The 22,204-nt window shown below is 69.2% G+C and carries 19 protein-coding genes; 4 read left to right on the forward strand and 15 right to left on the reverse strand.

Going from position 1 to position 22,204, the window contains the following annotated elements; translation table 11 throughout:
- Window positions 1-6: 6 nt before the first annotated feature.
- The 5 genes from queC to parE form a co-directional block, all read right to left on the reverse strand.
- Entirely contained in the window at window positions 7-705 is a 699-nt protein-coding gene (gene queC, locus ACTZQ5_RS00670; protein WP_443583226.1) for a 7-cyano-7-deazaguanine synthase QueC, read from the reverse strand.
- A 228-nt stretch (window positions 706-933) separates the two neighbouring features.
- Window positions 934-1,845 (reverse strand): Hsp33 family molecular chaperone HslO, encoded by a 912-nt coding sequence (locus tag ACTZQ5_RS00675; RefSeq protein WP_443583227.1) that lies wholly within the window; start codon window positions 1,843-1,845, stop codon window positions 934-936.
- Window positions 1,846-1,930: 85 nt separating this feature from the next.
- Window positions 1,931-2,848, reverse strand: coding sequence for an ornithine carbamoyltransferase (argF, locus tag ACTZQ5_RS00680; protein ID WP_443583228.1), 918 nt, complete (start codon window positions 2,846-2,848; stop codon window positions 1,931-1,933).
- Between the two features lie 144 nt (window positions 2,849-2,992).
- On the reverse strand, window positions 2,993-4,189 hold the full coding sequence (locus ACTZQ5_RS00685) for an aspartate aminotransferase family protein (protein WP_443583229.1): 1,197 nt from the start codon (window positions 4,187-4,189) through the stop codon (window positions 2,993-2,995).
- An 87-nt stretch (window positions 4,190-4,276) separates the two neighbouring features.
- Window positions 4,277-6,259: a DNA topoisomerase IV subunit B gene (gene parE / locus ACTZQ5_RS00690; RefSeq protein WP_443583230.1), complete on the reverse strand. Its 1,983-nt coding sequence runs from the start codon at window positions 6,257-6,259 to the stop codon at window positions 4,277-4,279.
- Between the two features lie 179 nt (window positions 6,260-6,438).
- Here parE and ACTZQ5_RS00695 point away from each other — a divergent pair, with 179 nt between their 5' ends.
- Window positions 6,439-7,278 carry an outer membrane protein gene (locus ACTZQ5_RS00695; RefSeq protein ID WP_443583231.1) on the forward strand — a complete coding sequence of 280 codons (840 nt, stop codon included), beginning with the start codon at window positions 6,439-6,441 and terminating at the stop codon, window positions 7,276-7,278.
- 329 nt (window positions 7,279-7,607) lie between these two features.
- Here ACTZQ5_RS00695 and ACTZQ5_RS00700 read toward each other — a convergent pair whose 3' ends face one another.
- Window positions 7,608-8,318 carry a GcrA family cell cycle regulator gene (locus ACTZQ5_RS00700; RefSeq protein ID WP_443583232.1) on the reverse strand — a complete coding sequence of 237 codons (711 nt, stop codon included), beginning with the start codon at window positions 8,316-8,318 and terminating at the stop codon, window positions 7,608-7,610.
- Window positions 8,319-8,381: 63 nt separating this feature from the next.
- On the opposite strand from ACTZQ5_RS00700, the gene ACTZQ5_RS00705 reads away from it, so the two are divergent.
- Both ACTZQ5_RS00705 and ACTZQ5_RS00710 read left to right on the forward strand, forming a co-directional pair.
- Window positions 8,382-9,236 carry an ABC transporter permease gene (locus tag ACTZQ5_RS00705; protein WP_443583233.1) on the forward strand — a complete coding sequence of 285 codons (855 nt, stop codon included), beginning with the start codon at window positions 8,382-8,384 and terminating at the stop codon, window positions 9,234-9,236.
- Window positions 9,194-10,501 carry a serine hydrolase gene (locus tag ACTZQ5_RS00710; protein WP_443583234.1) on the forward strand — a complete coding sequence of 436 codons (1,308 nt, stop codon included), beginning with the start codon at window positions 9,194-9,196 and terminating at the stop codon, window positions 10,499-10,501. The genes ACTZQ5_RS00705 and ACTZQ5_RS00710 overlap by 43 nt, the downstream gene beginning before the upstream one ends.
- 349 nt (window positions 10,502-10,850) lie before the next feature.
- On the opposite strand, the gene ACTZQ5_RS00715 is transcribed toward ACTZQ5_RS00710, so the two are convergent.
- From ACTZQ5_RS00715 to ACTZQ5_RS00725, 3 genes are read right to left on the reverse strand one after another with little or no spacing between them, the layout of a single operon-like run.
- Window positions 10,851-11,639 (reverse strand): LysR family transcriptional regulator, encoded by a 789-nt coding sequence (locus tag ACTZQ5_RS00715; RefSeq protein ID WP_443583235.1) that lies wholly within the window; start codon window positions 11,637-11,639, stop codon window positions 10,851-10,853.
- Window positions 11,636-12,034, reverse strand: a complete 399-nt coding sequence (gene apaG, locus ACTZQ5_RS00720; protein WP_443583236.1) for a Co2+/Mg2+ efflux facilitator ApaG/CorD — start codon at window positions 12,032-12,034, stop codon at window positions 11,636-11,638. Before apaG ends, ACTZQ5_RS00715 begins: the two co-directional genes overlap by 4 nt.
- Window positions 12,035-12,044: 10 nt before the next feature.
- Window positions 12,045-13,250 carry a trans-sulfuration enzyme family protein gene (locus tag ACTZQ5_RS00725; RefSeq protein WP_443583237.1) on the reverse strand — a complete coding sequence of 402 codons (1,206 nt, stop codon included), beginning with the start codon at window positions 13,248-13,250 and terminating at the stop codon, window positions 12,045-12,047.
- A gap of 82 nt (window positions 13,251-13,332) precedes the next feature.
- Between ACTZQ5_RS00725 and ACTZQ5_RS00730 the strand changes: the two genes are divergently transcribed.
- On the forward strand, window positions 13,333-14,565 hold the full coding sequence (locus ACTZQ5_RS00730; protein WP_443583238.1) for a phospholipid carrier-dependent glycosyltransferase: 1,233 nt from the start codon (window positions 13,333-13,335) through the stop codon (window positions 14,563-14,565).
- On the opposite strand, the gene ACTZQ5_RS00735 is transcribed toward ACTZQ5_RS00730, so the two are convergent.
- From ACTZQ5_RS00735 to ACTZQ5_RS00760, 6 genes are read right to left on the reverse strand one after another with little or no spacing between them, the layout of a single operon-like run.
- On the reverse strand, window positions 14,562-15,659 hold the full coding sequence (locus ACTZQ5_RS00735; RefSeq protein WP_443583239.1) for a glycosyltransferase family 2 protein: 1,098 nt from the start codon (window positions 15,657-15,659) through the stop codon (window positions 14,562-14,564). The genes ACTZQ5_RS00730 and ACTZQ5_RS00735 overlap by 4 nt on opposite strands.
- A 10-nt stretch (window positions 15,660-15,669) precedes the next feature.
- A complete protein-coding gene (gene leuB, locus ACTZQ5_RS00740) occupies window positions 15,670-16,713 on the reverse strand; it encodes a 3-isopropylmalate dehydrogenase (protein ID WP_443583240.1) in 1,044 nt (347 codons plus the stop codon).
- A gap of 28 nt (window positions 16,714-16,741) precedes the next feature.
- A complete protein-coding gene (recO, locus tag ACTZQ5_RS00745; RefSeq protein ID WP_443583241.1) occupies window positions 16,742-17,473 on the reverse strand; it encodes a DNA repair protein RecO in 732 nt (243 codons plus the stop codon).
- A 45-nt stretch (window positions 17,474-17,518) separates the two neighbouring features.
- Window positions 17,519-18,400, reverse strand: a complete 882-nt coding sequence (locus ACTZQ5_RS00750) for a GNAT family N-acetyltransferase (RefSeq protein WP_443583242.1) — start codon at window positions 18,398-18,400, stop codon at window positions 17,519-17,521.
- Complete coding sequence (locus ACTZQ5_RS00755) at window positions 18,397-19,347, reverse strand: polysaccharide deacetylase family protein (RefSeq protein WP_443583243.1); 951 nt, start codon at window positions 19,345-19,347, stop codon at window positions 18,397-18,399. The genes ACTZQ5_RS00750 and ACTZQ5_RS00755 overlap by 4 nt, the downstream gene beginning before the upstream one ends.
- A gap of 57 nt (window positions 19,348-19,404) precedes the next feature.
- Complete coding sequence (locus ACTZQ5_RS00760; protein ID WP_443583244.1) at window positions 19,405-22,203, reverse strand: DUF3857 domain-containing protein; 2,799 nt, start codon at window positions 22,201-22,203, stop codon at window positions 19,405-19,407.
- Between the last annotated feature and the right edge of the window lies 1 nt (window position 22,204).

Raw genomic sequence — 22,204 nt, forward strand, 5'->3', positions numbered from 1 at the left:
CGCGCCTCACGGCTGGACGGCGTAGACCGTCGGATCGGCGATGCCGGCCTCCTGGAACCCCTTGGAGCGCAGGCGACAGCTGTCGCAGGTGCCGCAATGCACGCCGCCGGGTGCCGGATCGTAGCACGACCAGCTGATCCCCATGTCGAGGCCCAGCCGCGTGCCCTCCCGTACGATATCCGCCTTGGTCATATGCTGGAGCGGTGCGTGGATGCGGAACGGCTGCCCTTCGACGCCCGCCTTGGTGGCGATCTCCGCCAGCCCCTCGAACGCGCTGATGAATTCGGGCCGGCAATCGGGATAGCCCGAATAGTCCAGCGCGTTGACGCCGATGAACAGGTCGCGTGCGCCGGCCGCCTCCGCCCAGCCCAGGGCGAGGCTGAGGAAGATGGTGTTGCGCGCCGGTACGTAGGTGACGGGAATGCCCTCGCCCACGCCCTCCTTCGGTACGGCGATATCGTCGGTCAGCGCCGAGCCGCCGAACGCGGAGAGGTCGAGCGGCAGCACGATGTGGCGCTCGGCACCGAGCGCCGTCGCCACACGACGGGCAGCGGCGAGTTCGACGCGGTGGCGCTGGTTGTAGTCGACGGACAGCGCGAGCAGGCGATAGCCCGCCTCGCGCGCGCTCGCAGCGGAGATCATCGAGTCGAGTCCGCCGGACACGAGCACGACGGCCAACGGCGCGGCCTGGGATGCAATGGTCATGATCCGCGCCGCGCTAGGCCAACGGTGCGCAAAAGAAAAGGGCCGCGGGTGAGGCGGCCCTTTTAAGGGTAAGAGCGCGTCAACGCTCTTAGGGAGAAAAGCGTGCGACATTCGAAAACATGCACGCCCTTTCCGATAAGGGGAGCCGGTTAAAATCGGCTTAAAGCGTTGCGTTCCGTGGACTTATTGTGTGCACGACGAAGCGGCGCACCGGCACGGCGAAGCGGGTCAGGCGACCGGATCGAGCTCCGCGGGAACCGGGAACTTGGTCGCGCAAAAGGCGCAGTCGACCTGGATGAAGCCGCTGTCGTCGGCCATCTCGCGCCGTTCCTCGACGGAGAATTTGGACAGCACGCTGGCGATATATTCGCCCGTGCAACGGCAGCCCCGCGACAGCGGCGTCGAGGCCAGCACCCGCACATCGGCCTCCTCGTTGAACAGCCGCCATACCAGCGTCTCCAGCGACACGGCGGGATCGGCGAGCTCGTCGACGCCCATCGTCTGGCCGAGCGCCTGGACATGCTCCCATTCGGGATGATCGAGCCGGGTATGCAGGCGCTCGCGACCCACTTCGCCCTCCGGCAGGTGCTGGAGGAACAGGCCGCCGGCGACCCGCCGCCCCGCCGCGTCGCGCGTGATGCCGACGCGCACCAGGCTGGGGATCTGCTCCGACTGGACGAAATAGGTCTGCGCCGCCTCCGACAGGGTTTCGCCGTCGAGCGGCACGATGCCCTGGTAGCGTTCGCCGCTGGTCGCGAGGTCGAAGGTGATGGCGAGGTAGCCCTGACCGAACAGCGCGAACAGCGTCGGCTGCTCGGGCGCCGTGGCCAGCTTCTCGGCGTCGTAGTCGACATAGCCGCGCACCTCGCCGCCGCGATAATCGCAGACGAGCAGGCGGATCACGCCATTCTCCGTCCGCGTCTGCATGGTCAGCTGGCCCGTCGGGTCCTTCAGCGTCGAACCGATCAGTGCGGCGAGCGTCAGCGCCTCGGCGAGCAGCGCCTCGATCGCCGGCGGATAGGCATGCGCGGCGAGCACCGCGTCGAGCGCTGGCCCCAGGCGCACCACCCGGCCGCGCGCCGAGCGGGAGGGGATCGCGAAGCCGAGCGCGCGATCGAGATCGGTCATGGTCTGTTGCATGGCGGCGAGATGGGGCGCGGGGCTGCAGGGGTCAAGTTTGGCGCCTCATTCGTCATCCCGGCCTACGCCGGGATGACGAACCGCCTTACCCGATCTGGCCGAACACCCAGCGCAGCACCGCCTTTTGCGCATGCAGGCGGTTCTCCGCCTCCGCCCAGATCAGCGATTGCGGGCCGTCGATCACCGCATCCACCACCTCCTCACCGCGGTGCGCGGGAAGGCAGTGGAGGAACCGGGCATCGGGCCTGGCATGCGCCATCAACGCTTCATCGACCTGATAGGGCATCATCGCCGCAAGCTTGGTGTCGGCCTGCGCCTGTCCCATCGAGATCCAGGTGTCGGTGACGATCACGTCCGCCCCTGCCACCGCCTCCTGCGGGCTGGCGACGACACGCGCATGGCCCTGGCCGAGCGCCACGTCCTCCTCCGGCGGCATGAAGCCCTGCGGGCAGGCGGCGACCACCTCGAACCGCATCAGGCCGGCTGCCTCCATCAGCGAGGCGAGCACGTTGTTGCCGTCGCCCAGCCACGCGACCTTGAGGCCCGGCAGCGCCTTGCCATCCTCCAGTATGGTCTGCAGGTCCGCCATGATCTGGCAGGGGTGCGACGCGTCGGTCAGGCCGTTGATGACGGGCACGCCGGCATGGCGCGCCATGTCCTCGACCTTGGCATGATCGTCGGTGCGGATCATGATCGCATCGACGTAACCCGACAGCACGCGGGCGGTATCGGCGATGCTCTCGCCGCGTCCCAGCTGCATCGAGCCTGCGTCCATGACGATCGAGGTGCCGCCCAGCTGACGGATCGCCATGTCGAAGCTGACGCGGGTGCGCGTCGAATTCTTTTCGAAGATCATCGCCAGCACATGGCCGGCGAGCGGCGCATCGGCGTCGACGCGCCCCTTGGGCCAGCCGGCACGGGCCGCCTTGCGATCCATCGCATCGGCGAGCATCGCGGCGACGCCATCGGCGCCGGCATCGGTCAGGTTCAGGAAATGCCGCATCGTAAAATTCCTCCCCGGAACGGGGAGGGGGACCAGCCGCAGGCTGGTGGAGGGGCAGCCAAGCCATGCTGCCGCTCGTGTCTGCCCCTCCACCATTCGCTTCGCGAACGGTCCCCCTCCCCGTTCCGGGGAGGACGATGATCCTCAATCGTCGCTTGCGCCCGCGAACACCCGCGCCGCCGTGCCGAGCTTCTCGAGGCATTCGGCGACATGCGCCTCCTCGATCACCAGCGGCGGCAGGATGCGCACGACATTCTCGCCCGCCGCGACCAACAGCAGCCCGTGATTGTCGCGCGCATGCGCCACGAATTCGCGCGGCTCGACGCCCGCCTTCAGCTTCAGGCCGAGCATCAGCCCCTTGCCCCGCACGCCCTCGAACACATGGTCGTGGTTGGGGATCAGCTGTTCGAGGCCGCCGCGCAGTCGCTCGCCCATCGCCTCGACCTGCTCCAGGAAGCCGTCGGCGAGCAGCACGTCGAGCACCGCCTGCCCGGCGGCCATCGCCAGCGGGTTGCCGCCATAGGTGGAGCCGTGGGTCCCGATCACCATGCCCGATGCCGCCCGCTCGGTGGCAAGGCACGCGCCGAGCGGGAAGCCGGCACCGATGCCCTTGGCGACCGACATGATGTCGGGCTCGATGCCGTAATGCTCGTACGCCCACATCTTGCCGGTGCGTCCGTAGCCGCACTGCACCTCGTCCAGGATCAGCAGCAGGCCGTGGTCGTCGCATGCCTTGCGCAGGCCGGTGATGAATTCGGGCGTGCCGACCGACACGCCGCCCTCGCCCTGGATCGTCTCCACCATGAAGCCGGCGGTCTGATCGTCGATCAGCGCCAGCGCGGCGTCGAGGTCGTTGAACGGCGCATAGGCGAAACCGGGCAGCAGCGGCTCGAAGCCGTCGCGCATCTTGGGCTGGTTGGTCGCCGAGATCGCCCCCATCGTCCGCCCGTGGAAGGCGTTGTTGAAGGTGATGATCTTGGTCCGCTCCGGCGCGCCATTGGCGTAATGGAAGCGGCGCGCGGTCTTGATCGCGCATTCCACCGCTTCGGTACCCGAATTGGTGAAGAACACCGTGTCGGCGAAGCTATGCGCGCAGATGCGTTCCGCCAAAGCCTCACCCTGTGGGCTGCCGTAGAGGTTGCTGACGTGCATCAGCGTCGCCGCCTGATCGGCGATCGCCTTGACGAGGTGCGGATGACCATGGCCGAGCGCGTTGACCGCGATGCCCGCCGCCATGTCAAGATAGCGGCTGCCGTCCTCGGAGATCAGATGGCACCCCTCCCCTCGGACCGGACGCACCCCGCACCGCGGATAGACGGGCATGAGTGGCGTAATGGTCACGGGAGGTCTCCTCTTCTCCAAACGAGAAAGGGCGACCCGACGGCCGCCCATTCCTTCTTTACGGGGTGGCGAGGCGGCGGGTCAACCTCACGCGTCGATCGCTTCCTCGTCCATCCGCGCCGCGTTCTTCTGGATGAAGGCGAAGCGATGGGCAGGATTGTTGCCCATCAATTGGTCGACCAATTCCTTCACGCCTGCGCGTTCTTCATATTCCTGGGGCAGCGTCACGCGGATCAGGCCGCGCGTCTTCGGGTCCATGGTGGTTTCGCGGAGCTGGCCGGGGTTCATCTCACCCAGCCCCTTGAAGCGCGCGACCTCCGGCTTCTTGCCCTTGAACGCGGTGCGTTCGAGTTTGGCACGATGGGCATCGTCGCGGGCATAGAGCGACTTGGCGCCCACAGTCAGTCGGTAGAGCGGCGGCTGCGCCAGGTAGAGGTGGCCGCGGCGCACGAGGTCGGGCATCTCCTGGAAGAAGAAGGTCATCAGCAGCGTCGCGATGTGCGCGCCATCGACGTCGGCGTCGGTCATGATGACGATGCGTTCGTAGCGCAGCTGCGTCGGGTCGCACTCCTTGCGCGTACCGCAGCCCAGCGCCTGGATCAGGTCGGCGATCTCCTGGTTGGCGACGATCTTGGCACTGGTGGCGGAAGCGACGTTGAGGATCTTGCCGCGGATCGGCAGGATCGCCTGCGTCTTGCGATCACGCGCCTGTTTCGCCGAGCCGCCGGCCGAATCGCCTTCGACGATGAACAATTCGGTGCCTTCGGGGCTGTCGGCGGCGCAATCGGTCAGCTTGCCGGGAAGGCGCAGCTTGCGTGCCGACGTGGCGGTCTTGCGCTTGACCTCGCGCTCCGCCTTGCGGCGCAGGCGCTCGTCCATCCGGTCGAGCACGTAGCCGAGCAAGGCCTTGCCGCGGTCCATGTTGTGGCCGAGCCAATGGTCGAAATGGTCGCGCACCGCCTTTTCGACGAGGCCGGCCGCTTCCGGGCTGGTCAGGCGATCCTTGGTCTGGCTCTGGAACTGGGGCTCGCGGATGAAGACGCTGAGCATCAGCTCGCTGCCGACCATCACGTCGTCGGCGGTGATGTCCTTCGCCTTCTTCTGGTGGACCAGTTCGCCGAAGGCGCGCAGGCCGCGGACCAAAGCCTGGCGCAAGCCCTGTTCGTGGGTACCGCCGTCGGGGGTCGGGATGGTGTTGCAATACCAGCTGTAGCTGCCGTCGCTCCACAGCGGCCAGGCGACCGCCCATTCGACCCGCCCCTGCTCGGCCGGAAAGTCCTGCCGCCCGGCGAAGAAATCGGCAGTGGCGCATTCGCGGCCGCCGATCTGCTCCTTCAGGTGATCGGCGAGGCCGCCGGGGAATTGGAACACCGCCTCGGGCGGCGTGTCGGTCCCCTCGACCAGTTCGGGCGCGCACCGCCAGCGGATCTCGACCCCGGCGAACAGATACGCCTTGGAGCGGACGAGCTGGTAGAGCCGCTTGGGCTTGAAGCCCAGTTCGGGGCCGAAGATCTCCGTGTCGGGAGTGAACGCCACCGACGTGCCGCGGCGGTTGGGTGCCGCGCCGACATGCTCCAGCGGCCCCAGCGTCTGCCCGCGGCTGAAACGCTGGCGGTAGAGCTGACGGTCGCGCGCGACCTCCACGGTCGTGTCGGACGACAGCGCATTGACCACCGACACGCCGACGCCGTGCAGGCCGCCGCTGGTCGCATAGGCTTTACCGGCGAACTTGCCGCCGGAATGGAGCATGGAGAGGATCACCTCCAGCGCCGACTTGTCGGGAAATTTCGGATGCGGGTCGACCGGCATGCCGCGGCCGTTGTCGACAATGGTCAGCCGGTTGCCGACCTCCAGCGTCACCTCGATGCGGGTGGCGTGCCCCGCCACCGCCTCGTCCATCGCATTGTCGAGCACCTCGGCGGCGAGATGATGGAGCGCGCGTTCGTCGGTGCCGCCGACATACATGCCGGGGCGGCGGCGCACGGGCTCCAGCCCCTCCAGCACCTCGATCGAGGAGGCATCGTAATCAGTGGCGGGCGCCGCGGAGGACGCGAACAGATCTTGGGCCATCGCACGGAACCATAAGGGAACATCGACGCCGATACCAGCATCGCGGCAGCATCTGTGTTGCTGAGGTGTTTCCCGACTGGTGCATCAAAGCCACAGGTGCATCATTTCACCCACGTCTTGCATATTACCCCCGCCGCGGACGTTCCTCGCACGACTGTAACCGCCCGTTGGGAGACACCATGCGCAACACCCTGATCCTCGGCGCACTCGCCGCCGCCAGCTTCGCCACCGCCGCCCAGGCGCAGGAGATGACCGAGGATGCGCCGTTCAACGGCATCTACGTCGGCGCCGCCGGCGGCTATGACGTGCAGCCCAACGATGTCGGCTCGCGCATCCTGTTCGACCGCGGCTCGAACGGCAGCTTCGGCGACACGGTGACCACGGCCGCGGGCGCCAACGCCTTTTCGCCCGGCTTCTGCAACGGCCGCGCCGTGGCGGCGACGCCGCTGCCCGCAAGCTGCCGCAACGACCGTGACGGCTGGTCCTATTACGCCCGCGTCGGCATGGATTCGCAGGCGGGCAACATCGTGATCGGTGCGCTCGGCGAGTTCGGCAAGACCGAGATCACCGACAGCGTCAGCGGCTTTTCGACCACGCCGGCGAACTATGTGATGACCCGCGATGTGAAGTGGGAAGCGAGCATCCGCGGCCGCATCGGCTATGCGCCGGGCACGACGCTGTTCTACGGCACCTTCGGCCCCGGCTATGCCGATATCGATCGCAACTTCACCTCGACCAACACCGCAAACGCCTTCGCCCAGTCGGGCAAGCGCCGCCAGTTCGGCATCGTCGGCGGTGGCGGCATCGAGCAGAAGATCGGCCGCAACTTCTCGATCGGCATGGAATATACCTACCACCAGTATCAGGACGACGATTATCGCGTGCGCGTGACGCAGGGCACCGCGCCGGCGACCAATCCGTTCGTGCTGGCATCGGGCGGCACCTCGACCGACTTCCGCCGCTCCGACGAGAAGTTCCGCTGGCACTCGCTGCGCGCGACCGCGGCGTTCCGGTTCTAAGGCGCCGGGCGGCCGCCGCTACGCAGCGCGTAGCGGCGGACTCGCCCCAGCCCGGCCAGCGTCGCGGCAACGCGACAACTGACGACGTGGCCTTGCCGCGGCGGGACTAAATACGGAAAGCCCTCCCCCGCCAGGGGAGGTGGCAGCGCGGGAGCGCTGACGAAGGGGGAAGTAGACGACGAACGTCGTACTCGCGGAGAAGCCCCCTCCACCACGGCCTGCGGCCGCGGTCCCCCTCCCCCGCTTCGCGAGGGAGGAATTTTGCATTCCATGCCGTCGGGCGCGGTAACAGCCGCGCCGGCCGGGCGGCCCTGCGCCGGCTTGCCGGCTCAGCGGACCCGCGGGCCGCCGAACGGCAGCGGTGGCGGGGGGCGGCGATCGCGGCGGGGCAACTGCGCCTGATAGGCGTGGCCGCAATGCTGCACACAATAGGGGAAGCCCGGATTCACCTTGTCGCCGCAGAAGTGGAAGTCCGGTTCGCCAGGGTGGCCGAGCGGCCATTTGCAGATACGGTCGTTAAGATCGAGCAACGTCGTCTTGCCGGCGATCTCCGGCGAGGGCTTGGCCGGCACCAGGCGGCGCGGCGGCGCCGGCGTCGCGGGCGGCTGCTGCTCGCCGGGCGACTGGCGCACGAAGCCGCCGGGACCGACGGAGCGCAGGATCGGCTGCGGCTCGCGCGCCGGCTCCGGGCGGGCGGGCGCTGCGGCGACCGCTTCCTCTTCCTCGTCCTCCTCCGGCGCGTCGTCCATCTCGACCGCGACCGGCTCGGGCTCCGGCGCAGGTGCCGGGCGCGGCGCAGCGACGGGCGGCGGAGGCGCGGCCTCGACCGGTGCCGGTTCCGGCTCGACGGCGACCGGTGCGGCGGCGGCAGGCTCGTTGGGCTTTACCGGCGACGGGCGCGACTGCAGGCCCAGGCGATGCGCCTTGCCGATCACGGCATTGCGGCTGACTCCGCCGAGCGCCTCGGCGATCTGGCTGGCGGTCTGCCCGGCCTCCCACATCGTCTTGAGCGTGTCGATCCGCTCGTCGGTCCAGGACATTCGTGTTTCCTTACTCTTGCGCCGGGTTGCGGGAGGCTGCGGCTGCGGTTACCCGCTTGGCCCATGAGCAGCCAGCCCCCAATCGGCGAAATCCAATCGGCGATCCGGTCCGCGCCCGGCGTTCCGGTGATCCGGAACGTCAACTGGGGCGGCCTGAAGACCCTCTATGTGAAGGAGGTGCGCCGGTTCTTCAAGGTCCACCTCCAGACCGTATGGGCGCCGGCGATCACGACGCTGCTGTTCCTGATCGTCTTCACCATCGCGACCGGCGCGAAAAGCCCGGTCCACGTCGGCGGCGTGGTGATCCCGTTCGCCGACTTCATCGCGCCGGGCCTCATCATCAGCCAGGGGATGATGGGCCCCGCCTTCGCCAATGCCAGCTTCTCGCTGCTGGTCGGCAAGATCCAGGGCACGATCGTCGATTACCTGCAACCGCCGCTGTCCACCGCCGAGCTGCTTGCCGCGCTGGTCGGCGGCGCGATGACGCGGGCGTTCATCGTCGGCTTCATCTGCTGGTGCGCGATGGCGCTCTATCCGGGCGTGCACGTGACGCCGGTGCATCCGCTCGCCATCCTGTGGTTCGGGTTCCTGGGCGCGGCGTTCCTGTCGTTCCTGGGCGTGCTCACCTCGATCTGGGCGGAGAAGTTCGATCATGCCGCGGCGGTGACCAACTTCGTCATCGCGCCGCTGTCGCTGCTGTCGGGCACCTTCTATTCGGTCGACCGGCTGGCGCCCGCCTTCCGCGCGTTCAGCCACGCCAATCCGTTCTTCTACATCATCTCGGGCTTCCGATACGGCTTCCTCGGCACCGCCGATTCGCCCATCATCGTCGGCAGCATCGCGATCCTCGCGGTGGACATCGTGCTGGGGGTCGCATGCTACGTGCTGTTGCGAAAGGGCTGGAAGCTCAAGAACTGATCCTCGCGAGCCTGGCGCTGGCCGCGGCCACGCCGCTCGCTGCCAACGCGCAGACGCTGCCCCCCGCCATCGCGACCGATCCCGCGGTGCGCGTCCGCGCCGAGGCGCTGATCCCGGTGCTTGCCGGCAGGCCCGGCTACGACACATTATTCGCTCCCGCCTTTCGCCAGGCGGTGCCCGCCCCGCGCTTCGCATCCCTGACCCAGAGCCTGCGCGCGACGCTCGGCGCCCCGCGGGAGATCGCGCAGATCCAGCCGATCGGGCGCTGGGCGGCGACGGTGGTGCTGCGCTACGAACGCGGCAGCGCGACGATGCGGCTGGTGCTCGATCCCGCCGCACCGCATGCGATCACCGGGCTGCTCATCACCGGCACCGCGCTGGCGGGCGACACGGCGGCCAGGATCCAGACCGATCTGGCCGCCCTGCCGGGCACCGCCCAACTCGGGCTCTATGCGCTGGATGGCGACACGCCCGCCCCCGTCTTCGCGACCGGCGGCGATAGGCCGGCACCGCTCGGTTCGGCATTCAAGCTGTGGGTGCTGGCCGAAACCGCGCGGCTGGTCGCCGCCGGCGCCCGCCATTGGGACGAGGTGGTGCCGGTCGGCCCGCGCTCGCTGCCCTCGGGTATCCTGCAAGGCTGGCCGGCGGGGGCGCCGGTGACGGTGCAGACGCTGGCGACGCTGATGATTTCGATCAGCGACAATACCGCGACCGATACGCTGCTCACCCTGCTCGGCCGCGACCGGGTGGATGCGATGGCGGCGCGATACGGCGGCGCAACGCCAGTGCTGACCACGCGCGAGGCGTTCGCGATCAAGGCCGATCGCGCGCTCACCGCCGCCTGGATCGCGGCCGATCCGGCGCAGCGCCGCGCCATGCTCGCCGCGCAGGCACAAAGGATCGCCGGCGCGCCGATCGACCCACTGCTGTTCTCGTCGGGGCCGGTAGCGAGCGAAGGGGTGGAGTGGTTCGCCGCCCCGCGCGACATGGCCCGGCTGCTCGCCAGCCTGCGCGATGCCGGGCCGGTGGTGCGCGACATCCTGTCGATCAACCACGGCATCGCGCCTGCGACCGCCGGCCGGTTCGCGTATGTCGGCTTCAAGGGCGGGTCGGAGCCGGGCGTGATCGCGCTCAACGTGCTGGTGCAGGCCAAGGACGGCCGCTGGTATGCCGTCACCGGCAGCTGGCACCGCCCGGACGCGGCGGTGGAGGAAGCGCCGTTCCTGGCACTGGTCACGCGCGCGCTCGATCTGATCGGCAGTTAGGGCTGATCGACATTCAAGATGAGGGCTCCTCTTCATCCTCCCCCGCCAGGGCTATCGCATATAAACTGTCTGATCCGGGGGGGTGTTCTTTAATCCTCCGTCATGCCGAACTTGGTCCGGCATCCACCGTGCCGCACACCAATACGCTCTTGATTTTGCGGCACGGTGGACCCCGGAACGAGTCCGGGGTGACGAAGGATGCCGCGATGGCATGCTCCTTCACCCGCAGCCGGCAGCCATCATCGCCATATGCGATGGCCCTGCCCTGGCGGGGGAGGATCGAATGTCGATTGGTCCTCGGCTCTTCGACCGCTGAGTGCCCGGGCCATGATGTTCACCGGCACGAGGCTCAGGCGGTGAGTGCATCCACGAGCGTGCGGACCTTGGCTTGGCGCCATTGCGGCAGCGGCGCGACCAGCCAATAGCCCATGCGGGAGGGCTGCGGATCGCCGATCACCGACACCGCGCCGCTGGAAATCGCGCGGGCGGCGAGCAGTTCGGACACCGTCGTCCGGCCAAGGCCCGCCACCGCGGCATCGATGGCGAGACCTGCGTCGGCGACGCGGACCAGTGCCGGACCATCGCCACCGGGGCCGCCCGGCCAGCCGATCACCGCATCGCCGGCACCGGCGGCGGCGATCGTCACCATGCCTTCCGATTCCAGCGCCTCGCCCTCATGCTCGCCCGGCCCTTCGCCCCAGCGGATCGCGAGGTCGAGATTGGCCTCGGTGAAATCCACCGCATCGTCCGCCGCCAGCAGCACGAAGCGCAATTCGCCATCGGCCCTGGCGATCTCGGCCAGCCGCGGCATCAGCCATTTCTCGGTCAGGTCGCGCGGCGCGGCGATGGTCAGCGACTTGGACGATTGCCCCGCCTGCATCGCGCGCACCGCTTCCTCGAACTGGAGGAAGCCGTTGCGCAGCGGCGCCAGCCCCGCCTCCGCCTCCGGCGTCAGCTCCAGGCCGCGGGTGGTGCGGCGGAACAGCACCACGCCCAGCGTATCCTCCAGTGCGCGGATCTGCTGGCCGACCGCCGCCGGCGTCACCGCCAGCTCGTCCGCCGCGCGGGTGAAGCTGAGGTGCCGCGCCGCGGCGTCCAGCACGCGCAGACCGTTCAGCGGCAGGTGCGTCCGCTTCATGATTCCACCGCCGGCGCGGTCAACACGAAGCGGGGGATGGCGGCGTCGAATTCGGCGCCATCCTCGGCGATCATCCGGTAGCTGCCCTGCATCGCGCCGTTCGGCGTCTGGAGCGGACAGCCGGACACGTAATCGTAGCTTGCACCCGGCGCGAGCAGCGGCTGTTCGCCGACGACGCCCTCCCCCTCCACCGAATGGCGCGCGCCGCGGCCGTCGGTGATGATCCAGTGGCGGGTCAGCAATTGCACGGCCCGGTCGGAACCGTTCTCCAGCCGGATGTGATAGGCCCAGAACCAGCGGCCGCGCCGCGGCTCGGACTGTTCGGGCAGGTAGCTTACCGCCACGCGCACGGTCACCCCATCGGTGGTCGCGGCGTGCGGAAAGAATTCCTTCACGGCCGCTTCCTCACAGCCCGACCTGGCGCAGCGCCTGATCGAGGTCGTCGATCACGTCCTGCGGGTCTTCGAGGCCGACGTTGAGGCGCAGCATGCCTTCGCCGATCCCCATCTCCAGCCGTTTGTCCTCCGCGACGCCGGCATGGGTGGTCGAGGCCGGATGGGTCATCAGCGACCGCGAATCGCCGATATTGTTGGAAATATCGACCAGCGTCAGCGCATCGAGCAGGCCGTGCGCCTGCGCGCGGTCGGCGACCTCGAAGGCGAAGATCGGGCCGGCGGCGCGCATCTGCCGCATCGCCAGATCGTGCTGCGGATGGCTGGCGAGGCCGGGATGCAGGATCCTGGGCACGCGTCCTTCCAGGAAGCGGCCGACCTTCAGCGCATTCTCCGACTGGCGGTGGATGCGCAGGTCGAGCGTCTCCAGCCCCTTCAGCACCACCCAGGCGTTGAACGGCGACAGCGTCGGGCCGGTGTTGCGCGTGAAGGGCAGCAGCGTGTTGGTGATGAAATCCTCGCTGCCGCACACCGCGCCGGCCAGCACGCGACCCTGCCCGTCCATCATCTTGGTCGCGGAATAAGCGGTGACGTCGGCACCCAAGTCCATCGGCCGCTGCAGGGCAGGCGTCGCGAAGGCATTGTCGACGACGCTGGTGATGCCGCGTTCGCGCGCGATGGCGCAGACGGCGGCGAGGTCGACCACGTCCATCGTCGGGTTGGCGGGCGTTTCGAAGAAGAAGACCTTGGTTTCCGGCCGCACCGCGTCGAGGAACTGCTGCGGATCGCGCGCATCGACGATGGTGGTGGCGATGCCGAACTTGGGCAGCAGCGTGTCGGTGAGCCAGCGGCACGATCCGAAGGCGGCACGCCCGCCGACCAGGTGATCGCCGGCCTGCAACTGGCATAGCAGCACCGCGGTCATCGCCGCCATGCCGCTCGCCATCGTCCGGCACGCTTCCGCGCCCTCCAGCAGCGCGATGCGCTTTTCCAGCATCTCGACGGTCGGGTTCTGGAGGCGGGAATAGGTCATCCCCTCCTGCTCGCCGGCGAAGCGCGCGGCGGCATCGCCCGCCTTGTCGTAGCAATAGCCCGAGGTGAGGAACAGCGCCTCGCTGGTTTCGCCATATTCGCTGCGCGCGGTGCCGCCGCGCACCGCCAGCGTCGCGGGGCGCCATTGCGCGGTGATCGAGGGGTCCTGGCCGGCCTTGCGCTTCATGCGCGCCGCTTTGCCGGACCGGCGGCGGGGGTGCAAGTATGCATACTTGCCAAGCCGGCCGCCCCCGCAGACAAGACCCGTCGTGCGTCTGCCCACTCGCCCCCTGCCCGCCGCGCTGCTCATCGGCCTCTTTGCGCAGATCCTGTTCTGCTGGCGGCTGACCACGCCGCACGTGCTGGTGTTCGACGAGGTGCACTACGTCCCCGCCGCGCGGCTGCTGGCGAGCTTCGCCCGGCCGGCTAATATCGAGCATCCGCTGGTCGGCAAGACGCTGATCGCGCTCGGCATGGCGGTGTTCGGCGATAATCCGCTCGGCTGGCGCGCACTGTCGACGCTTGCGGCGAGCGCGGTGGTGATGGGGGTGTTCGCCATCCTGTGGCTGCTGTTCGGGCGGCTGCGCACGGCCGGCGTCGGGGCGATCCTCAGCCTCCTGAACTTCACCGTCTTCGTCCAGGCGCGCACCGCGATGCTCGACGGCTTCATGGCGGCGTTCGTTGTGACTGGCTTGGCCGCGCTGCTGTGGGCGATGCGGGCGCGCGGCGGCGCGGTGTGGTGGCGCTGGCTGCTCGGCGCGGTGCTGCTCGGGCTGGCGATCGGCACCAAATGGACGGCGCTGCCCTATCTCGGGTTCGCCGGCCTTGCCTATTGCGTGGCGCGCTGGCGGCGGCCGGCATTATGGCCGGGTCTGCATCCGCTGCTCGCGCTGGCCCTGCTGGGCCTGGTCAGCGGCGCCACCTATCTCCTCACCTTCTGGCCGGCCTTCCTCTACGCGCAGGAGCCGCTGACGCTCGCGCGGCTGCTGCCGTTCCAGATCGACATGTACCGCCAGCAGACGCAGGTGCTGCCGCCGCACACCTATCAGTCGAGCTGGTGGACCTGGCCGATGGACTGGCGGCCGGTCTGGTATTTCTACGAACCCGCGGACGGCGCGCAACGCGGGGTGCTGATGCTGGGCAATCCGGTGGTGATGTGGGGCGGCCTGGTGGCGGTGCTCGCCTGCCTCTTCGCCTGGCTGCGGGGGCGGGACGGCAAGGCGGGCGGCGTCGCGCTGCTCTGGATCGGCAGCGTCGCGATGTGGGCGATCATCCCCAAATCCTTGGGCTTCTATTATTATTACTATCTGTCGAGCATCTGGCTCGCCATCGTCATCGCCGCCGCCCTCGATCACTGGCGCGTCCGGCTGCGCTATTGGGACGAGGCGATCCTGATGGCCGCCGCCGTCCTGTTCGTCCACTTCTATCCCATCCTGTCCGCTGCGGCACTGCGCGGGCCGGGATCGTTCCACCGCTGGATGTGGCTGAAAAGCTGGGTCTAATAGCGGCCCCAGACGAACTTGGACGACAAAGCGTAATTCCACACCGCACCGACGAGGATGCCGATCAGCGCCGAGGCGGCGGCACCGCCGTTGCGGAAGTCGTGGACGAAGGCGGCGATGCCGACATTGGCCACCAGCCCGACCGAGCAGACGACGCAGAACGACACCCAGCCATCGAGCAGCTGCCGCAGACCCTTCAGGCGACGGTCGCGATAGGTCAGCGCGTTGTTGAGCAGGAAGTTGAACGTCATCGCCGCCAACGCGCCGAGGATCTGCGCGAACAGGAAGCCCGCGCCCGCCAGCATGGCAAGACCCAGCACGCCCATATGCACGCCGACGCCGAGCACCCCGATGCCGGAGAACATCGCGAAGCGCACCGGCACGAACCGCCCGAACATCCGATCGTAGAGCGCGATCAAATATTCCATCGCGACGACGTGGTCGAGCTTGCTCTCCCCCTCCGTCCGCACCCGGAAGGTGTAGGGGAGTTCGGCAAAGCGCAGCGGCACCGCGCTGGTCGTCATCAGGTCGAGCAGGATCTTGAAGCCGATCGCCGACAGGTCGGGCGCCAGCCGCCGCACGTGGGCGGTGCGGATGGCGAAGAAGCCGCTCATCGGATCGCTGAGGTCGCCCTTCAGCACCCGGCGCGACAGCTTGGTGGCGAAGGCCGATTTGGCGACGCGGTCACGATCCCAGTCGCCGGTCCCGCCGCCGTCGACGAAGCGCGATCCGACCACCACGTCGAGGTCGGCATCGTGCTGCAACAGGTCGAGCATCGCCGGCAGCAGCGTCTCGTCATGCTGCAGGTCGCCATCGATCACCGCCACCACCGGCGCCGCGGTCGCGCACATCCCCTCGATGCAGGCCGACGACAGGCCGCGCCGGCCGATGCGATGGATCACGCGCACCCGCGCATCCAGCCGGCCGAGTTCGCGCGCCGCGTCGGCGGTGCCGTCGGGGCTGTCGTCGTCGACGAAGATCGCCTCCCAACGCCGTCCCGCCAGCGCCTGGTCGAGCTTGGCGACCAAGGTCGGCACGTTCGCCCGCTCGTTGAAGGTCGGGATGACGACCGCGATCTCGAGCAGGGTGCTCACGCGGGGACGCTCACAGGGCGGCGCGGACCGCGTCGCCCATCGCGGCCGTGCTCATCGCGCCGCCGAGGTCCGCGGTGCGGGCGCCGCCGCGGATCGCCTGCGCCACCGCCGCCTCGATCCGGTCCGCCGCCGCCGGTGCGCCGAGCGAATGGCGCAGCATCATCGCCGCCGAGAGGATCGCGGCGCACGGGTTCGCCTTGCCCTGCCCGGCGATATCGGGCGCGGACCCGTGGATCGGCTCGTAGAGCCCCTTCCCCGCGTCATCCAGGCTGGCAGACGGCAGCATGCCGATCGATCCCGCGCACATCGACGCCTGGTCGGACAGGATGTCGCCGAACAGGTTGCCGGTGACGATCACGTCGAACTGCCCCGGATTGCGCACCAACTGCATCGCGGCATTGTCGACGTACATGTGGCTGAGCGTCACGTCGGGATACTCCGCCGCCACCTCGATCACCACGTCGCGCCACAGCTGCGAGGTTTCCAGCACGTTCGCCTTGTCGACCGAGCAGAGCTGCCCGCGACGGCGACGTGCCGTCTCGAAGCCGACGCGGGCGATGCGGCGCACTTCGTGCTCGTCATAGCTCATGATGTCATAACCTTCGCGCGCACCGGCGGCGGTGGTGCGGCGGCCCTTCTCGCCGAAATAGACGTCGCCGTTCAATTCGCGGACGATGACGAGGTCGATCGCCCGCGCCACCTCCGGCTTCAGGGCGGAGGCATCCTCCAGCCCCTCGAACAGCGTCGCCGGCCGCAGGTTGGAGAACAGGCCGAGATGCTTGCGCAGGCCCAGGATCGCCTGCTCGGGCCGCAACGCCCGCTCCAGATTGTCGCAGGTCGGATCGCCGACCGCCCCGAACAGCAAGGCATCGGCACGGCGCGCGACGTCGAGCGTGCTGTCGGGCAGCGGATGGCCGAGCGTGTGATAGGCGACGCCGCCGACCGGCGCCTCTTCATAGGCGAGGTCGAGATCGAGCGCGTCGAGCACGGCGCGCGCCTCTGCGATGACTTCGGGGCCGATGCCGTCGCCCGGCAGGAGTGCGATCAATGCCATGCGCGCTGACTAGCCGCGCGTCGCCCCGTTACGCAACGGCCCTTTTCAATGCCGCGACCAGTCGTTCGCGCGCGACCAGCGGCTCGGCCCGGCGATCGGTCAACAGGTCGCGGGCGAGGAAATGCCCGGTGATGGCGAGGCCGGCGAGGATGTCGGGCCAGTCCGCCGCGCCGCCTTCGGTCAGGAACCGCGGCAGCGCAAACAGCCTCGCCTCATAGCCATGCGCCGCGCCGCGGCTGACCGCGCCGCCGCTGCGCGGGGATACGAAGGCGAGGTCGTCATCGCCCCCCGTCACCACGCAGGCGCTGAGATCGAGGCCGAAGCCGAGTTCGGCGAGCAGCAGCAGTTCGTAGCGGGCGAGTGCGCTCGCCCAGCCGCGGGCGGTGGGCGCCGCCTCGATCGCGTCGAGCACTGCGCCCAGCGCATCGTAGAGCCGCGGATAAGGCTGCGCCTCCGGCAGTGCCGCCGCAGTGAGCGCGGTCAACCAGGCGAAGGCGGCGGCCGGCAGCGGCTCGCCGTGCAGCGCGGCGCGGCTGTGCAGCGGCTCGATGGTCAGTGCCGCCAGCTGTTCGCCGGTGCGCGCCCGCCATTCGCCGAGGATCGCGTTGGCGGGTTGCAGCACCGGCCGCATCTGTCGCGAGCGCCCGCCGCGCACATAGCCCGGTTGCACCCCGCTCGCCCGCGTCAACGCCCGCACCACCGCACCATGTTCGCCATGCGCACGGATGGCGAGAACGATGGCTTCGGTACGCAGGTGCATGATGAGGGATATAGCGCGCCGCACACCCTGCGTCAGGGGGATGGGTCAGCGGCGCACCAGCTTCGTCAGCGCCGCGAGCCGGGGATGCCGCGTCGCCTGCTTGGCAAGCGCCATGGCACCGTCGAAGGCGCCGAGGGCCGCCAGCGTCGCGCGATTCGACAGCGTCGGGCGAAGCAGCAGCAGATCGACGCAGGCTATGCTGCCGGTCGCGAACAGCCGCTTGTGCTGGCCTTCGCCCTCGGTGAAGTCGAAGCGGGCGAAGCGATCGGCGAACAGGTCCGCGATCGCATGCGCCTGCAGCACCGTGCCGGGGGACATATCGGCATAGGCCGGGTCGTGACCGACATGATCGTAGCGCAGCGCGCTGCCTTGCGCCGTACAGCACAGATAGGCGACCGGCCGATCCCCGGCGAGCAGCAGCCAGGCGCGCAGCCCGTCCGCGGCGGCGAGCGCATGCAGGTGACGCACCGCGGCCGCATCCTCCGGCAGGCCGGCGTCGAGCAATCGTTCCTGATAGGTGCGTGCCGACACCGCGCGGGCGAGCGGATGGAAGGCGGCGAGTTCGTCGGACGTGCGATAGCGGCGCACCTCCAGCCCGGCGGCCTCCGCCTTGCGCAGCTTGCGCTTGAGCGTCGATCGCGCGGCGCCGGACAGGCCGGCGTGCCATGCCGCGCGGCCGATCGTCAGGTCGGTGTAGAAGCGCAGGTAACGCTGCCGCACCGCCAGCCGATAACCGCCGGGGCGGATCCGATTGACGAGCGCCGCCGGCAGCGAGGTAATCAGATAGCCGTCACCATCGCTGGCCGGCAGTTGCGGCACCGCGCCAGCCAGCGCCGCGTCGAGCGACAGGGCGAGGCGCACCAGCCGCCGCCGGACGCTCGCCAGCGTTCGCGCGCCGACCTGGAACTTCAAGGCGACGATGGTCACGCCGCGCGTTCCGCGACCCAGTTCGACCATAATTGCTCCGCCTGCCGCAACCGCCGGCGCAGTGCATTGGCGGCGAGCGGGGCGTCGTCGCGATCGAGCGGCATCGGCGGACGATCGGCGAAATGTACCGTCGGCAGCTCGTCCGCCCGCGCCGCGAGCAGCCGGCACAATGTCTCGAAGCGGCGGACGTGGACGGCATTGGCACGGGTGCCCAGCCGGTTGGCCAGTTCGAAGCCGTGGCTGACGATCGTCACCGCGGCGTGTCCCCGTGCCGCAGCATGCTCCAGCGCCGCGGCCGTTTCCATTGCCGACAGGGCGCACAGCTGGAACGTCCGGAACAGCCCCGGCGCGTCCTCGATCACCGTCACCGGCACCTCCACCACCCCCCGGTGCAGCGGCGCGATGCACGAGGGGGCGAGGCCGATGCGGCTTTCCGCCGGCTCGGCGCCATTGTGGCTGCTGTCATAGGCGAAACCCAGCGCCGCCAGCGCCCGCAAGGTATCGGCATTCGCCGCATAGCCACCGGCGCGAAAGGCGATCGGCCGCGGCGCGCCGGCTGCCACCAGCAGGTCGACCGCACCCGCGATCAGCCCGGTCTGCTCGGCCAGCGTATATTCGTGCATCTGGAAGCGGCCGTAGCGGGCACCGCGATCCCCCGCCTGCGCCCCCGCCCAGTTCGGGTGCAGGTGAAGCTGAACCTCCTGCCCCGCAGCCAGGATCGTCTCCACCATGCGCGCGACCGGGGCGAGGCCGAACACCAGCGCCGGCATCGGATCGACGAAGAAGCACGCCTTCAGGCCATGGTCCGCCAGCCGATCGAGCTGATAGGTCAGGCCGACATCGGCCGGCTCCAGCGACCGCGCATAGATCGTCACGGCATCCAGCCCGGCGGCATGATGCCGCCAGGCGAACTCGGTATCGACGGTCAGGAACACGGGGGTCGCCATGCCCCGCCTTACCGCGTGCGGAGTGAACAAACAGCTAGGATGCGGCGTGGCGCAGCGTCAGGGCGTGATGCCGTAGCGCTTGTAATCCTCATCGATGCGCGGGCGGATGGTGCGCGCGGCGGCGAGGTCGGCCTTGCCCTCCGCCTTGCCCTGCCGCGACAGGATCAGTCCGCGCATATAGAGGCTGGCCGGCTGATCGGGCGCCGTGTCCAGCGCCGCGGTGAGATCGGCCAGCGCATCCTCCATCCGGTTCATGCGAAAGAACACCATCGCGCGGCTGTCGAGCGCCGCCACCGTCGAATCGGACAGTTCGATCGACCGCGTGCAATCCTTCAGCGCCGTGTCCAGCGCGACGTTCAGCGTTCCCTTGATCCAGCAGCGGCTGTTGAGCAGTTGCGGGTTGCCGGGGCTCGCCGCAATCGCCTGGTCGATGGCGGTGATCGCGCCGTCCTTGTCGCCGGTCCGTGCCAGCACCTCCGCCTTCATCGCGATCATCGCCGCCTTGCTCTTGCCGCCCGCGTCGATCCGCTGCTGCACCAGGTCCAGCGCCGCATCCTTTTCCCCGCGATCGGCGCGCAGCAACGCCAGCTGCCCGACGGTGTCGTCCGCCGACGGATCGAGCTTCTGCGCGGCGAGCAGGTCGGCCAGCGCCTTATCCCGGTCGCCGGACTCCTGGTACAGCCGCGCGCGCCAGGTATAGCTGTCCGCGGCCGGCGTGATCGCGATCGCGCGGCCGATATCGGCGATCGCCTTGGGGCGATCGTAGATCTGTTCCCAGAACCAGGCGCGGTTGGTGTAGGACATCGCCTCATCGGGTGCATCGGCGACGCCACGGTCGTAGAGCGCGGCGATCCTGGCAAAGCCACCCGCCCGCTTCGTCGCATCGACCCGGGCATATTGGCTGGGCAGATCGGCGGGCGCGACGACGCTCAGCAACCGGTTCTTCGCCGCTGCGATCGTCGCGCGGTTGGCCGCGATCTCCGCCGCCGGCACCTCGGCGCCCGTCATCACCGTGCGATCGTCGAGCGTCACGATACCGCCCTCGTTGCGCACCGTGCGGATGACCGTGACGCCGGCCATCGGCTTGGGCAGGATCTGGTCGCCATCCAGCGTATAGCCCTTGCCGCCGGCGGGCAGGCGGATGCGGGTGACGGCGCGATACGAGGCGCTGTCGCCGGTCGCGACCGGCAGCGCCGCCCAGGCGGTGCGCGTGCGGTCGGGTTCGAACTTGAGGTCGGCGATCGTCCGATCGATCGTGCTGCGGTAACGCTGGTCGGTCCGCGTCCAGTCGGGATAGGCGACGCCCGTCACCGTCACCGTCGCGGTGCCGGCGACGGGATCGAAGCCGAGCTTGCGGTCCATGATCGTCGACGATCCGACGATGCTCTCGGTCATCCGCGTCGCCATCGTCTTGATGTCGTCCTTGCTCGCCTGCGCCTGTGCCGCCTGGAGCATCTGCGCAAGGCGGCCACGCACGGTGATCGCCGCGGTCAACGGCGCCGGCATGCCGACGCCTGCGCTCTCGTCGATGTCGATCGCCGCCTCGATATCCGGCCGAGCATGGGCGCGCAGCGGCACCGCGACGAGGGCGGCGCCGCTCGCCCGCACCGGCAGCACCCAGCCGAAATTCGGCGCATCGTGCAGGTCGGCCAGCCGCGCGCCCGCATCGGTGCCGTCGAGCCACAGCGTCTCGCCACCCACGTTCGCCTTCACCAGGATATGGTCGAAGGCACCCGGGGTCGGCAGGCGGCTGGGCAGCAGGTCACCGAGCTTGCTGTTGGCGAGCACCGGTTCCGCCTCGATGCCCAGGCCGTGCAGCAATGCCAGCAGCATCAGCGTCTTGGCCTTGCAGTCGCCGTAACGGACCGTCCAGGTCTGTGCCGGGCTTTGCGGCCGGTAGTTGCCCTGGTCCATGCCGTTGAACAGGTAGCGCACCTGTTCCTGCACCAGTTGCAACGCCGCGGCGGTGCGCATCATCGGATCGGTGCTCGCCGCCTTGATCCGGGCCAGCTCCGCATCGAGCGGGCTGCCCGCCGCGATCAGCCCGTCCGTCGCGTAGAGCGGCGCCATCACCCCCGCGACCGCCGCCCAGTCGGGAAAGCTGCTCGCCTCCAGCACGTTCAGCTTGCGGAAGCGCGCGGGCACGTCGCCGGGCAGTTCGGGCTGCTTGGCGAGCGGCAATGGCAAGGTGATCTCGCGATACGCCCCGGCGGTCGCCTCGGCAGGCTTGGGCGCATCCATGTAGATCCGCCACTGGACCGTGTCGGCCGCCGGCCACAGCAGCCGTGCGCGGGCGTAACCGATCTTCAGCGGCGCCGCGGGCAGGCTCTGGAAGCCCTGCACCTGTCCCTTCAGAACGGCATCCTTGCGGGTGATCGAGGCGACGACGTGCAGGATATCGCCGACCCGCAATCCCTCCACCGCCATGGTCGCGGTCAGCATCCCGTCGAGCTGCCGCTGTTCGAGCTGCTGCTCGCGGCGCAGCACGTCGAAGGCCTTTCCGGCCTTCAGCAGATCGATATGCTCCGGCCCGCGGATGATCTCGGCACGGTGGACGATCAGGTCGCCCGCCGCCGGCTGCCATTGCAGGTTCACGGTGCCGGCCTGGCCCAGCATCTCGGTGGTGGCGATGCGGGTGGCGGTGTCGGTATATTGCCACACCTCGCCGCCCTCCAGCCGCTGCTGGCTGTCGAGCAGCAGCAGCACCGGCGAATCGGCGGTGATCGTCGCCGGATCGATCGCCGGTGCCGGCTTCACCCAGGCGGGCACCGGCTGATAGACCACCTTGTCAGCAGCTTGCGCCGCCCAGCTCGTGGACCCGAACAGCGCCATCAGCGCCAGCCGCCGCATCGTCATC

The organism is Sphingomonas cellulosilytica, from assembly GCF_052321755.1.
In the GTDB taxonomy this organism is placed as follows: Bacteria; Pseudomonadota; Alphaproteobacteria; order Sphingomonadales; family Sphingomonadaceae; genus Sphingomonas.

Excerpts from the sequence above, each read along its gene's own strand:
- parE (WP_443583230.1), bottom strand. The coding sequence starts at position 6,259 with ATGGCCCAAGATCTGTTCGCGTCCTCCGCGGCGCCCGCCACTGATTAC.
- argF (WP_443583228.1), bottom strand. The coding sequence starts at position 2,848 with ATGCGGCATTTCCTGAACCTGACCGATGCCGGCGCCGATGGCGTCGCC.
- ACTZQ5_RS00705 (WP_443583233.1), top strand. The coding sequence starts at position 8,382 with ATGAGCAGCCAGCCCCCAATCGGCGAAATCCAATCGGCGATCCGGTCC.
- ACTZQ5_RS00675 (WP_443583227.1), bottom strand. The coding sequence starts at position 1,845 with ATGCAACAGACCATGACCGATCTCGATCGCGCGCTCGGCTTCGCGATC.
- ACTZQ5_RS00700 (WP_443583232.1), bottom strand. The coding sequence starts at position 8,318 with ATGTCCTGGACCGACGAGCGGATCGACACGCTCAAGACGATGTGGGAG.
- ACTZQ5_RS00755 (WP_443583243.1), bottom strand. The coding sequence starts at position 19,347 with ATGGCGACCCCCGTGTTCCTGACCGTCGATACCGAGTTCGCCTGGCGG.
- queC (WP_443583226.1), bottom strand. The coding sequence starts at position 705 with ATGACCATTGCATCCCAGGCCGCGCCGTTGGCCGTCGTGCTCGTGTCC.
- ACTZQ5_RS00695 (WP_443583231.1), top strand. The coding sequence starts at position 6,439 with ATGCGCAACACCCTGATCCTCGGCGCACTCGCCGCCGCCAGCTTCGCC.
- ACTZQ5_RS00725 (WP_443583237.1), bottom strand. The coding sequence starts at position 13,250 with ATGAAGCGCAAGGCCGGCCAGGACCCCTCGATCACCGCGCAATGGCGC.
- leuB (WP_443583240.1), bottom strand. The coding sequence starts at position 16,713 with ATGGCATTGATCGCACTCCTGCCGGGCGACGGCATCGGCCCCGAAGTC.
- ACTZQ5_RS00715 (WP_443583235.1), bottom strand. The coding sequence starts at position 11,639 with ATGAAGCGGACGCACCTGCCGCTGAACGGTCTGCGCGTGCTGGACGCC.
- ACTZQ5_RS00710 (WP_443583234.1), top strand. The coding sequence starts at position 9,194 with ATGCTACGTGCTGTTGCGAAAGGGCTGGAAGCTCAAGAACTGATCCTC.
- recO (WP_443583241.1), bottom strand. The coding sequence starts at position 17,473 with ATGCACCTGCGTACCGAAGCCATCGTTCTCGCCATCCGTGCGCATGGC.
- ACTZQ5_RS00760 (WP_443583244.1), bottom strand. The coding sequence starts at position 22,203 with ATGACGATGCGGCGGCTGGCGCTGATGGCGCTGTTCGGGTCCACGAGC.